Annotated in this window: 10 protein-coding genes and 1 tRNA gene; all 11 read left to right on the top strand. The window is 31.2% G+C overall.

Annotated features, from left to right (window positions below; translation table 11 throughout):
* Positions 1-41 precede the first annotated feature (41 nt).
* The 11 genes from PUH65_RS04750 to PUH65_RS04700 all read left to right on the top strand — a co-directional run bounded on the left by PUH65_RS04750 (position 42) and on the right by PUH65_RS04700 (position 12,759).
* Positions 42-833 (top strand): class I SAM-dependent methyltransferase, encoded by a 792-nt coding sequence (locus PUH65_RS04750; protein ID WP_305518637.1) that lies wholly within the window; start codon positions 42-44, stop codon positions 831-833.
* Positions 834-921: 88 nt separating this feature from the next.
* A tRNA-Ala gene (locus PUH65_RS04745) sits at positions 922-995 on the top strand.
* Positions 996-1,457: 462 nt separating this feature from the next.
* On the top strand, positions 1,458-1,733 hold the full coding sequence (locus PUH65_RS04740) for a hypothetical protein (protein WP_034716917.1): 276 nt from the start codon (positions 1,458-1,460) through the stop codon (positions 1,731-1,733).
* A 99-nt stretch (positions 1,734-1,832) separates the two neighbouring features.
* Entirely contained in the window at positions 1,833-3,062 is a 1,230-nt protein-coding gene (locus PUH65_RS04735) for a primase-helicase family protein (RefSeq protein ID WP_305518636.1), read from the top strand.
* 224 nt (positions 3,063-3,286) lie between these two features.
* On the top strand, positions 3,287-4,165 hold the full coding sequence (locus PUH65_RS04730) for a toprim domain-containing protein (protein ID WP_305518635.1): 879 nt from the start codon (positions 3,287-3,289) through the stop codon (positions 4,163-4,165).
* Positions 4,166-4,410: 245 nt separating this feature from the next.
* Complete coding sequence (locus tag PUH65_RS04725) at positions 4,411-4,869, top strand: special sigma factor (RefSeq protein WP_305518633.1); 459 nt, start codon at positions 4,411-4,413, stop codon at positions 4,867-4,869.
* Positions 4,862-6,010, top strand: coding sequence for a relaxase/mobilization nuclease domain-containing protein (locus PUH65_RS04720; protein WP_305518632.1), 1,149 nt, complete (start codon positions 4,862-4,864; stop codon positions 6,008-6,010). Before PUH65_RS04725 ends, PUH65_RS04720 begins: the two co-directional genes overlap by 8 nt.
* 22 nt (positions 6,011-6,032) lie before the next feature.
* Positions 6,033-6,581 carry a hypothetical protein gene (locus PUH65_RS04715; protein ID WP_305518631.1) on the top strand — a complete coding sequence of 183 codons (549 nt, stop codon included), beginning with the start codon at positions 6,033-6,035 and terminating at the stop codon, positions 6,579-6,581.
* 486 nt (positions 6,582-7,067) lie between these two features.
* A complete protein-coding gene (locus tag PUH65_RS04710; RefSeq protein ID WP_305518630.1) occupies positions 7,068-8,627 on the top strand; it encodes a class I SAM-dependent DNA methyltransferase in 1,560 nt (519 codons plus the stop codon).
* Positions 8,617-9,843: a restriction endonuclease subunit S gene (locus tag PUH65_RS04705; protein WP_305518629.1), complete on the top strand. Its 1,227-nt coding sequence runs from the start codon at positions 8,617-8,619 to the stop codon at positions 9,841-9,843. The genes PUH65_RS04710 and PUH65_RS04705 overlap by 11 nt, the downstream gene beginning before the upstream one ends.
* Positions 9,844-9,846: 3 nt before the next feature.
* Positions 9,847-12,759, top strand: a complete 2,913-nt coding sequence (locus tag PUH65_RS04700; RefSeq protein WP_305518628.1) for an NACHT domain-containing NTPase — start codon at positions 9,847-9,849, stop codon at positions 12,757-12,759.
* Positions 12,760-12,773: the final 14 nt, after the last annotated feature.

The raw sequence follows: 12,773 nt of genomic DNA, 5'->3' as shown, positions 1-12,773 counted from the left end.
AAAATTTGTTTTTAAATTTCTATTTTTACGGAAAACCTATCATGGAAAACTATCTCGACATTAATCGTAAATTATGGAATGCAAAAGTTGAATCGCACCTTAAGTCTGACTTCTATTTTGTAGATGAGTTTTTAAAAGGCCGAACTTCTTTAAACTCAATAGAACTTGACCTTTTAGGAGATATTAAGGATAAAAAAATCCTGCATCTGCAATGTCATTTCGGGCAGGATTCTATCTCACTTTCCCGATTCGGCGCAAAGGTTACCGGAATCGATTTGTCGGATAAAGCCATTGAAGCAGCAAAAGATTTAGCCGAGAAATGCGGAACAGATACCGAATTCATTGTTTCAGATGTTTATGATTTACCAAATGTTTTACAGGATAAATTTGATATCGTTTATACAAGTTATGGCACCATCGGTTGGCTTCCCGATTTGCAAAAATGGGCACAAGTCATTTCTCATTTTTTAAAACCCGGTGGCAAATTAATCTTTGTAGAATTTCACCCAGTCGTCTGGATGTACGATAATGATTTCACTTTTGTTCAGTACAGTTATTTTAATGATCAACAAATTATAGAAACCAACGACGGGACTTACGCAGACCGAACTGCAGATTTAGCCAATGAAGAAGTCAGTTGGAATCATTCACTTTCAGAAGTTTTGAGCAGTTTGTTAGATGAAAATCTGCAACTGCAATCCTTTCAGGAATACAACTGTTCGCCGTATCCATGTTTCCGTCATATCGAAGAAATCGAAAAAGGGAAATATCAAATTCCACAGTTCGGAAATAAAATACCGCTTGTTTACTCACTTGTCGCCGAGAAAAAATAATCTAGCAGAAAATTTCTTTTCAATCACAAAAATTTGTATCATTGCAAATCTAAAATTCAGAAATTAAAATCTAAAATTTTAGAAAAACGGGGGATTAGCTCATCTGGCTAGAGCGTTTGACTGGCAGTCAAAAGGTGGTCGGTTCGATCCCGATATCCTCCACGTTTACAAATTAGAAACTCCTGATAATCAGGAGTTTCTTGTTTTTTAAAAAATTATTTGTCTTGTATTTGTCTTGCAAAAGATAAATTCTCCTAAAAATTCCACAAATTTCCATTTTAGATTTTACTAACAATTAGTAAAATCAAACAGCTTTCAGATTAGCAATTTTCAATTTCAAATTCTTAATTGACTACCTCAAATTTAAAAAATTATTTTTTTTAATATTTACCCATTTTATAGGATTGTATTTCCTTAACATCCTTTAACATTTCCTTGAAACCACCTAACTCTTTTTTAATAGTATTTAATCCACAAGTACAATAGGATAGTTAAAGTTGTAGTAGAACGAATTCCAAAGCATAAAATTCTGGAGTTTCCAGTCTAATTTTGTCGTGTTCAAATCAAAGAAATAGTTGAATTCTCAACTTTTCAATTAATCACAAAATACAAAATTATACTATTATGCAAATTACTTTCGAAACATTACCAATGGCAATTGAAATCCTCATCAAAGAGGTAAGAAGTTTAAAAACGGATATTGATAAAAATAATTCTAAAGACAATGAAGGGAAAGTTGTTGATAGATTAGAAGCACGAAGAATTCTCGGAACGCATGGAAAAAGATTATCTGAAGCACGCTTTGCCCAACTGAAAAATGAAGGACGAATTACCACATACGGTTTTGGTGGCAAACATTTTTACAACGTGGAAGAATTAGAAAGTTTGAAGCGTAAATAATTCTGCCCATCCATTAAAAAGAAATTGATGATGTGAAATTTCATCAAATGTTTAAAGTTTCTTTTAACGATTCCGTATTACCATTAAAACTCCCGAAAAATGAGCAATAAAACTCCCTATTTAAGAGTAGGAACGACCTACTACAAAACCATAGAAAAACCATTGATTTCTGGTGATAAAATTTCCATATTAGTTCGATGGAATCGAGAAACTATAATTAGCGATCACGGAAAAACCTACGTTTCTAAAGTACCGAAATATGATGGATTTTGCTGTATTCCAGAGCATTTAGAATACAGGCAAATCGTTCAAGGTTTCTATAATAGGTACAATGAAATTCCATTTTTACCTTCATCTGGCAAGGAAAATTTAATAAACAGCATTCCATTTTCAATGAATTTTGTGGAGCATATTTTCGGTGAACAACTGGAAATGGGATTGGATTATTTAAAGATTCTACTGCAATTTCCAACACAAATTCTACCGATTTTATGCTTGGTTTCGAAAGAAAGAGTTACTGGAAAAACAACTTTTATTAAGTGGTTAAAAGAAATTTTTGGCTTGAATATGACTTATATTAAAGGAGATTCTTTCGGCAGCCAATTCAATTCCGATTGGGCAGCAATGTTGGTTGTAGCAATTGACGAAGTATTCTTTGATAAAAAAGAAATTACAGAACGATTAAAATATCTATCGACAACCAACAAAGATAAACTGGAAGCCAAAGGAAAAGACCGAGAAGAAGTCGATTTTTTCGCCAAATTTATTTTGTGTTCCAATAATGAAGAAAATTTTATTCAAATCGATGAAAATGAAATCCGGTTCTGGATTTTAAAGATCAATCCAATCAAGACTGAAAACACAGAATTTCTAAAGAATCTCATTTCAGAAGTTCCAGATTTTCTTCAGTTTTTAATTGAAAGAAAATTCTCAACTGAAAAGAAAACAAGAATGTGGTTTTCTGCGGATGAAATAAGAACAAAAGCACTACAGAAGTTGGTTTTCAAGAACAATAACAAGTTAGAATCGAAAACCTTAGAATTACTATACGAGTTCTTTGAAAGTAATGAGGATGAAGAAATTAGTGTAGTTCCGCAAGACTTACTCAACATGATGAACAAAATGTTTCGCCCAACTTATTGGACGAGAAGCGATATTCGAAATCTACTGAAAGAAACCTGGAAATTGGAGCCGCAAAAAAATGGCTTAACCTACATCAGATACGACATCGATTTTGCAGGAATATTCTATCAAACTAATTCAGTTGGTCGCTATTTCACCATAAAAAAGGTGTTTATCCTTAATAAATATGTTGAATTGTTGAATTAATTGATAATGAAAAGAAAATCAAATAGTTACGTCTCAACAAAGTTCTCAACAAACTTTTATATCCTCAATTTTGTTGAGCGTTTGTTGAGCAATAATAATAATCAAGTTTGTTGAATTGTTGAGTGTTTGTTGAGGGGGTAAATATAATATAATCAATAAGTTACACGGTTTCCTCAACAATTCAACAAAAAATCTCTCACCGAAAACCCGGAAAATATACAACAATGAATTGCAACCAATTTAATACAATCCCATTGGAAGAAGTCCTACTTTCTATCGGACACCTTCCAACAAAACAAAATGAAAAAGAAGCTTGGTATCTTAATCCATTTGCAACAGAAAACCACGCATCTTTTAAACTTAATAAACGCCTCAATATATGGTATTTATTTTCAGAAGGTATCGGAGGAAACAACACCAATTTTATGCAGAAATTTCTAAATACTTCCATCAGCGAAATTTTAATTTGGGCAGAAAATCAAAATTTTTCTTCTTTTCAAAATCAAAAAACTCCGAACAGAAAATTTGAAAGCCCATTAAAAACATACGAAATAACTGAAGTAAAAGAAATTGGACATCATGCTTTGTTAGAATATTTGAATAGTCGAAAAGTAGAAAATCAAACTGAATATATTAAAGAAATCCATTATCAAATGAATGATAAAAATTATTTCGGAATAGGTTTTAAAAATGATTCTGATGGTTATGAAATTCGAAATGCATATTCTAAAATTTGTTTGGGTAAAAAAGATATTTCAATCATAAATATTGACTCAAATTCAATCCGGATTTTCGAGGGCTTTTTTGATTTTCTTTCCTTTAAGAATGTTGAGAATTATCTGGAAAAAGAAGCTTCGGATTACCTCATTTTGAATTCAGTTTCTATGATTGTTAAAATTAAAAATACAATTAAAAATTATGAAAATATAGAACTCTATTTCGATAATGACGAAGCTGGAAATCGAGCCGTTGAAATGATAAAAAGTGAAAACGAAAATGCCGAAGATTGTCGGATTTTGTATTCCGATTTTAAGGACTTAAATGATTGGTTGATTCATGAAAATCCATCAAATGAAAGACAGTTGAAATACAAAAGAAGGTGAGGAAAATGAACACAGGTAAAATGAGATATAAAAATTATGGAGATTTCAGCCTGTGTTCTTTTTACGCAGGTGCAACCTAAACCAACCTGTGTAAAATAGATTCAGGTAGAATATGGTAGGATGTTAGTGCAAAAAGTACCCATTGTTTACAATAAGCGTTTCACGCTTTTTATAAAACTGGGATTTTTGATTTCTTCCTATCGTCAGAAATACAATTTACAGTAAATAACAAAAAAAATTAAAACATGAAAGAAGATTTTTTTAAAAAATTTGTACAAAAAGCAACACAGGAAAATGAGCAAAAATTGAATGCTGAAAAAAGAAAAAATCACTTCAAAGATTTAGGTCGAAAAGGTGGTTTGAAAAAGAAATCTAATCCGCAATTAACAAGAATAATTTCCTTCAGAATGACTGAAAATGAATATCAAATCGAGTTAAAAAAAGCCGAGAAAGTCAAGTTGAAATTATCAACTTTTGCCCGAATGGTTTACCAGGGAAAAGTGCTGAAAATTGACGAATTTAAAACCGATGAAATTTTGTTGGAATACGGAAATAATTTTAAAAGAATTAAAAATTTACTGCGCCACAGAGAATGGAATGTTTTCTCAAATAAAAAGAAAATTATTGTAGAGATCGAAGAGATAATTGAACTCATTCGTCAGTATTTATATTCTAAAAACAATCAAAAAATAGCGGATGAATAATTCAGCAGCAACTAGAATGATCTCTAAAATTGCATTGGAATATAATGGGAACGATAAAGGAATGGCAATCGCCGCAGCATCTAATTTTCTTTTGAGCAGCAATGCGGAACATCAATTCCAAGAAATGAAAACGGTAGCCGACAGAAATTCAAAAGTGAAAAAGTGGGCTTTAACTGGATATATTTCACCACCTACTGAAAACACAAAGAATTTATCAGATGAAGAACTAACAGAAATTGCAATTGAAGCACTGCACAAGATTGGAGTTACAGACAAAAACCAATACCGCTTGGACATCCATAACAGCACGAGGCAGAAACATATTCATTTTGTTGTGAATCGAATAGACATTAATGGAAAGTGTACCGTAAAAGCGCACGATGTAGGAAAGCGTTTTGGTGAAGCAGTGCGGCAAGTTTGTCGAGAGAGAAATATAAAAACCGATGTTGAGATTGGAATTGAAAAGAAGGCATTTATGTTGAAAAATCTTACTAAAAGTTTGAAGGGCTCCAATAATTTTGAAGACCTAATTTCAGAAATGAAGAAAAGAGGTTTTTTAACTGAACTTTCTAAAAATGAAAAAATTGGAATTTCGGGAATGCGAATCATTCTGGATAGCGACATCAATCATCAAACTGAGCGGCAATATAAGCCGGGTTATAAACTTTCGGAGATTTCGCCAACTCTAAAAATTGCTGAAATCAAAAGTGTTTTTGATTTAAAAAATATTGTGAATAAGGAATTAAAGGCATCTTCTTGTTTAAAAGAACTTCGGGATAATCTGCATCAGCAAGGCTGGGCGATGAAAGTTCAATATAAAAATGAATTCCGACCCAACCAAATTAATCAAGTTCAGGATATCTGGATCAAAAGAGTTGCAACCACAACTTCCAGTCAGCACAAAGACGGTCTATTTTACAATAAATACGATGGATTTTCTCTTTCTGCAATTGGTGGCAATTTTAAAAACATTGAAAAATTAATAAATGCTACCGTACAATCATCAGTTTTTCCTGTCAGTAGCACGAATGAAAATGTATTAGAAATTGCTTTGGAAACAGTTGAAGAAATCCTAAAACCAAATTACGTTTCACAAGCGGAAGATGAATGGTGGAAAAAAAAGAAAAAATTTAAACGATAAATCAAAATAAAATTTAATAGCAATGGAAAACAATAATCAAATTGAAGAACCAAAATCTGATGGATTTGAACTTTTAGAAAATGTGATCAGATCGAACGAAGACAACATAAAATCAAATAATAGTAGAATTGAAATTTATTCAAAATTAGCATTTGCGTTGGAAGATCACTTAAATATAATGGGTCAGACTCAATTAGATTTTGAAGCGGTTGGCGAGACATACCAAGATGCAATGAAATTTCATGAATTAGAATCTGTAAAAAGAACTGAATTCTTAAAAAATATTCCAACCAAAATCGAAGCAGTTCTTGCACCGGAAACAGTAGGACATTTTGAAAAGATAGATTCAAAAATAAAAGAAATGAAATTCTTAACATGGTCCGGATTTGGAACGATGATTTTAGGAATTCTGCTTTTCGTTATTTCTATCAACTTTGCTACGAATTGGTATAAAGAAAGCATTCGATCAAAAAGTGAACTTCGAGAAAATATTTTAAATGAAATTGCTGGTGAAGGAAAAAAAATATATGATGAAAATGAGGTGAAAGCTTTGAGTGAAAATACTAAATAGATGCAGTTATGGATTAAGAATAATCCTGAAAAAGCGGAAGATTTTTTAAGGTTTAAAGATGGGTATGAGGCGAAAAAGATTGAGAGATAATTGTTTCGCGTTTAGTTTACCACTGATTTTTATATTTATACATAAATGTCCAGTTTTTTAAATAATAAACTGGACATTCTGCTTTAATAAATATCTTTTAAAAAATCTTTAAATATATGTTTATCAATTTCTTATGTTTTATTGTTTCTCTGTAATAACGTGCTCACCTACCAAAATTTTATATAGGTGTGAATTTACGATCGTAGCACCAAAGTGACTGGCTACAGCCACAAATATTAATATTTCTAATTTTTTATTTTGAGTTATAAAATTAACAGGTGGAACAAAACCTTGGTCTATATTTTAAAAAAGATTTTCATTAGGAATATTTTATCCCTTCCGAACTCTTTTTCTTTACTTTCTTTTCGTATTTTTGAAAGATTACGTAAAAATTAAATGGCCAAAAAAATACAAACTAAATCGACCGAAGAAATCCTTTGGGATTCCGCTAATAAATTAAGAGGTTCTGTGGAACCTTCCGAATACAAACACGTTGTCCTCAGTTTAATATTCCTGAAATTTGCCAACGACAAATTCCTTCGTCGAAGAGAAGAACTACTCGCAGATGGCAAAGATGCTTTTCTGGAAATTCCGGAATTCTACCAGGCAGAAAATGTATTTTATTTGCCCGAAGAATCCCGCTGGACTTACATCATCGAAAATGCCAAGCAGGAAGATATTACGCTGAAAGTGGATTCTGCCCTGAAAACCATTGAGCGAACCAATAAATCTTTAGAAGGGGCGTTGCCCGATAATTATTTTTCCCGTTTAGGTTTGGATCAGTCCAAATTCTCTGCTTTGCTGGACACCATTAATAATATCGATACTTTACAAGATGAATCTCAGGATATTGTGGGGCGCGTTTATGAATATTTTCTTAGCAAATTTGCCATTGCCGAAGGAAAAGGAAAAGGCGAATTCTATACTCCGAAATCCATTGTAAACCTAATCGCAGAAATGATAGAACCTTATAAAGGGAAAATCTATGACCCTTCTTGCGGTTCCGGCGGTATGTTTGTGCAGTCGCTGAAATTTATTGACAAACACAAAGGAAATCAAAAAGACATTTCGATTTACGGACAGGAGTTGACCAACACCACTTTCAAATTGGCCAAAATGAATCTGGCGATCCGCGGAATTTCAGCCAATATGGGCAGTAAAGCAGCCGACACTTTTAGCGATGACCAACACCGCGGATTAAAAGCTGATTATATTATGGCCAATCCGCCCTTTAATTTAAAAGACTGGCGCGCCGAAAGTGAATTAACCGATGATCCACGTTGGGCAGGCTACAGAGTTCCGCCAAAATCCAATGCCAACTACGCCTGGATTCTGACCATGATTTCTAAACTTTCTCAAAACGGAGTTGCTGGGTTTATCCTCGCGAATGGCGCACTGTCTGGAAGTGGTGAGGAATATGAAATCCGGAAACAGATTATTGAAAATGATTTGGTAGAAGCGATTGTTATTTTACCCAGAGCGATGTTTTATTCTACTGATATTTCGGTGACGCTTTGGATTCTGAACCGGAATAAAACGGCAAGAACAGTAGAAGTAATTGATGATGTTAAGAAATATAGAAACCGCCAAAACGAAGTGCTGTTTTTGGATTTAAGGCAAAAAGGCGAACCTTTTGAGAAAAAATTCATCCAGTTTGGAGAAGATGAAATTTCGAATATCGCTAAAAACTTTCACAATTGGCAACAGGAAAACCATCAGGAAACCTATCAGGATATTCCTGAATACTCTTATAGTGCAACCTTAGAAGAAATCCGTAAGAAAGATTATTCTTTAGTTCCAAGTAAATATATTGAGTTCGTGAATCGTGATGAACAAATTGATTACGATGTACAAATGGAATCATTGCAAAATGATTTAAAACAATTATTTCAGGAGGAGAAAGATTTAAAAAGAGAAGTAGAAAACGTTTTTAAATCTTTGGGATATGAGTTATAAGAAATTAGGGGAATATATTCGAAAAGTTGATTTAAAAAACAGAGATGGGAAAATACTTAATCTGCAAGGTTTAAGTATGACGAAGGAATTTCGTAAATCTACTTCTAATATTATTGGTACAGATTTATCCACCTATAAAGTTGTTAAAGATGGCCAATTTTGCTGTGATTTCATGTCTGTTATCAGAGTCCATAAATTACCTGTGGTTTTGAACAATTTGGGTGAAGATGTAATTATCTCTCCCGCATATGTTGTATTTGAAATCAAAGATCAATCGCTGCTACTTCCAGAGTATTTAATGATGTGGTTCAGACGTTCAGAGTTTGATCGATATGCTGATTTTAGATGTGACAGTTCTATTCGCGGAGGATTTCAATGGGAAGAGTTGTGTGAGGTAGAACTTCCAATTCCTTCTATTGAAGAACAAAGAGAATTAGTAAAGCAATACCACACGATCAGCGACAAAATAAAAGTAAATGAGCAAATCTGTGAGAAGTTAGAAACCACGGCTCAAACTTTATATAAGCATTGGTTTGTAGATTTTGAGTTTCCTAATGAAGAAGGAAAACCTTACAAATCTTCTGGCGGGAAAATGGTTTTTAATGAGGACTTGGCGAAGGAGATTCCTGAAGGTTGGAAAGTAAAAGAAATTAAAGAGTTTGGTAAAATAATCACGGGGAAAACGCCTTCAAGTAATTATCCTGAAGATTTTGGAGATGATTTTCAATTTATAACTCCAGGAGATTTTTTAAATGAAAAAATAATAATTGAATCAAGTAGAAAGTTATCTTCCCTTGGTTGCAATAGATTAAAAAATAAGATAAATCCCAAAAACTCTATTTTAATAACATGCATAGGTTCTGATATGGGTAAAGTGTCGTTGAATTATGAAGAGTGTATTACAAACCAACAAATAAATAGCATCGTCGGAAATAGTAATTATTATTATGAATACTTATATTATAAACTAGTTGAAATAAAAGATATTTTAAAAAGTATCGCTGTTGGAGGATCAACTATGCCGATGCTAAATAAAAGTTCATTTGAAGAAATAAAGGTTTTAAAACCGTCTAATAATATTATTGAATTATTTCATAGTTCAATTTTAAATAATACTGAATTCTACTCTACTTTAAAACAACAAAATAAAAAATTTACTCAATTCCAATCATTGTTATTGTCGCGATTGGCGACTTTGGGGTATAAGAAACTATAAATTATGACAAAAAAAATTGAATTTACTAATGATATAAATGAGTTTCTTATACTTGTAGAAACTCTCTTGTCTAAGATTGGATATATTGATATTAAAACTTCCATCTCTAAAAAATATGAATTTGGAGTAGTTAGTTATAATGAAAAGACTCTTCTCAAATCAACTGCTCAGAAAATGTTTCTCACATTTTCTGAATTAAATGGGAAGCTTCATATGCTTCATGATGTTATTAAAGAAAGCATCATGCAAGATGATAATTTAATTATAGTTACCTCAAATGAAAAAATTTCTGAATATTTTAAGAACTGGATAAAAAGCGAGTTCCCAAGTAATAACGCTCAATTTTGGAATCATCAAGATTTAATTCAATTATTAGATGAACACTATATTGAGTATTGGGATGATAAAGATATGGTTATGAAATATTTTGAGGAAAAATTCAAAGTTACTCCTGAAAAACAAGATGACATAACAAAGTTTTTAAATTTGGATAAAAAGTATAAAAAATATCTTGATATTTTTATAGAGCCTAAAATTTTTGTTAATAGAGATAACAATGGTCGAAAAAGTAAAATAAAAATCTCACTTAATAAAATTACTGAAGAAAGTAATAATCTTATTCTTTCTGGTGATGCTGGAACTGGTAAGAGTACATTTTTAAAAGAAGTTGGTTTAAAAGTACTTCAAATTAACAAAGGAAATGGAAAGAAAACAATTCCCATTTTTATTAAAGCTATCAATATCAGCGAGAATGGTTTTAGTTTGATTAAAACCTTAAGAAAGCAAGTAGAGGAGAATACTTTAGAATTTGAAAAAATTATTGAAGATTATAATATTATATTACTAATTGATTCAATTGACGAATTTGAACTTGAAAAAAGGGAATTATTACTGAATGAATTAGATAATATTTATAAGTTAGGAATAAGATATTTATTAGGAACAAGAAATAGCCAAAATCTTCTTAAAAATAAGGTTTTAGAGGATTGCGAGATAGCAACATTGTATAATTTTGATCTTAATCAGATACGTCAATACTTAAGTAATTTTTTTAAGCATGACTTAGCTAAATCACAACAGTTATGGCAAAACCTTAAAGAAAATAATATATTAGAAAAAATTCCAACAACTCCGCTCACATTATCACTTATCTCGATTTTGTATGAAGAAAACGGATTTGAAATCCCTGCAACTTTGACAGATATTTATGATAATTTCAATACACTTCTTCTTGGAAGGTTAACAGTTAAAAATAGTTTAGATTTCTTAACAATTACTGTTAAAGAAAAAATACTTTCGTTATATGCGCTCTCCATAATCGAAAAGCCAAATAGAGGTCGATTAAAAAAACAAGAATTTATAACATTTTCGCAAGACTATTTTTCAAGTCAGGGAACTGCGGTTGATGTAAAGCAAATTCCTGATTTAATCATAAATCTTACTGATGGAACGGGCATTTTATATATTGATGAAAATGGTTTTGTAAATTTCACACATGATCATTTCTTAGAATATTACGCATCTCGTGAAATGTTTCTTTCTGAGGATCGCATTAAATTTGAAGATGTTATCATTGAAAAATTCATAGAGTATAATTGGCAAAATGTCGCTATTTTCTATACTGGTAGAACAAAAGATATGAAGTCTTTCTTAAGTAAACTTCTTGATAGAATTGATAAGTATCAATTTATTAATGAATACTTACTTTCTGTTTCAGGATTAGGCTATGTTCTTCAATCGCTTTGGTTGACAAACTCAGTTAATCGAAAAAAAGGAATCATTAAAGGATTGGATTTACTTCTAAAAGCCGATGTAGAGATAAAAAACTTATCGTTGAAAGAAAATCATTTTTTTAATGGAATTAATGAAAATATAATAGCGCTTTTAAATCTATCGTGGTTTTATAATAACTTTAATTCAATTTCTTTAAAAGACCCTCTCGAATTAGCTTTTGATGAAATTTATGCGGAATCTAAAAAATTGAAAGGTACCTTATTTACAAAGAATTATGTTTCAGAAATGTATAAGTTGTTTTGTATTGCAACTGTACTTCAGCACGGTAGAAATGGTAATAATAAAAAGATGGAAATTCTCTTTGAAGAAGAAAAAATATTAACTATTCCTCTATTTGTATATCTATTTGATAATGCGATAGCTCACTTTGAGCTTCATAATAAAGAATCGCTCAAAACAGCATATAAAGTAGAATCTAAAGTAAGAAAGTATACACAAGGAATTAAATATTATTTAGATAATGATACTTCAAAAACATCTTTTACTGATAATGAACAATTAATTATACCGAAAAAAGTTCATCTCATTACTGAGGGGCGATCGGACGCTATCATTATTATGCAAGCTTTTCTCGTATTGACAGAAAAAAGTGAACCGTATTGGAATATTGAATCTGTTGAAGAAAAACTAGGTGCAAAAAGTGGCGGTGCTAATGAATTAAATAAATATTTAACATCTTTAGGAAAAAATATTATTACAGATTATGATAAAGAAAATGTCCTTATAGGTATTTTTGATAATGATGAAAAAGGGTTTCAGGAATTTAACGGTCTCCGTAAAGAATTCGAGTTTGTAAATCCTTGTTTAAGAAAACATGAGAATTTAAATTTGTATGCTCTACTACTTCCAATTCCTAATGAGGAAGGATATGAAAATTATGAACAAGAAAAACAAAATTTAAAATATTTTGCGATAGAGCATTATTTACCGATCTCATTTTTAAAAGAAAATAATATGGTGAAAGATTTGCCTATTCCGGGAGTTTTTGAAATCAAGGATTCAAAAATTGACTTCGCTAATAAAATTAATAACGTTTATGATGTTGAAATTTTTAAAAATTTCAGATATCTTTTTGACGAAATTGACACTTTAAATAAAAGGAAAATAAATTATTGCTGTTAGATTACGCTACGTAT

It is taken from the genome of Kaistella sp. SH40-3 (genome assembly GCF_030686865.1).
Taxonomy (GTDB): Bacteria; Bacteroidota; Bacteroidia; order Flavobacteriales; family Weeksellaceae; genus Kaistella.
This window is presented reverse-complemented; position numbering and strand designations above follow the sequence as displayed.

Excerpts from the sequence above, each read along its gene's own strand:
- PUH65_RS04750 (WP_305518637.1), top strand. The coding sequence starts at position 42 with ATGGAAAACTATCTCGACATTAATCGTAAATTATGGAATGCAAAAGTT.
- PUH65_RS04740 (WP_034716917.1), top strand. The coding sequence starts at position 1,458 with ATGCAAATTACTTTCGAAACATTACCAATGGCAATTGAAATCCTCATC.
- PUH65_RS04735 (WP_305518636.1), top strand. The coding sequence starts at position 1,833 with ATGAGCAATAAAACTCCCTATTTAAGAGTAGGAACGACCTACTACAAA.
- PUH65_RS04730 (WP_305518635.1), top strand. The coding sequence starts at position 3,287 with ATGAATTGCAACCAATTTAATACAATCCCATTGGAAGAAGTCCTACTT.
- PUH65_RS04725 (WP_305518633.1), top strand. The coding sequence starts at position 4,411 with ATGAAAGAAGATTTTTTTAAAAAATTTGTACAAAAAGCAACACAGGAA.
- PUH65_RS04720 (WP_305518632.1), top strand. The coding sequence starts at position 4,862 with ATGAATAATTCAGCAGCAACTAGAATGATCTCTAAAATTGCATTGGAA.
- PUH65_RS04715 (WP_305518631.1), top strand. The coding sequence starts at position 6,033 with ATGGAAAACAATAATCAAATTGAAGAACCAAAATCTGATGGATTTGAA.
- PUH65_RS04710 (WP_305518630.1), top strand. The coding sequence starts at position 7,068 with ATGGCCAAAAAAATACAAACTAAATCGACCGAAGAAATCCTTTGGGAT.
- PUH65_RS04705 (WP_305518629.1), top strand. The coding sequence starts at position 8,617 with ATGAGTTATAAGAAATTAGGGGAATATATTCGAAAAGTTGATTTAAAA.
- PUH65_RS04700 (WP_305518628.1), top strand. The coding sequence starts at position 9,847 with ATGACAAAAAAAATTGAATTTACTAATGATATAAATGAGTTTCTTATA.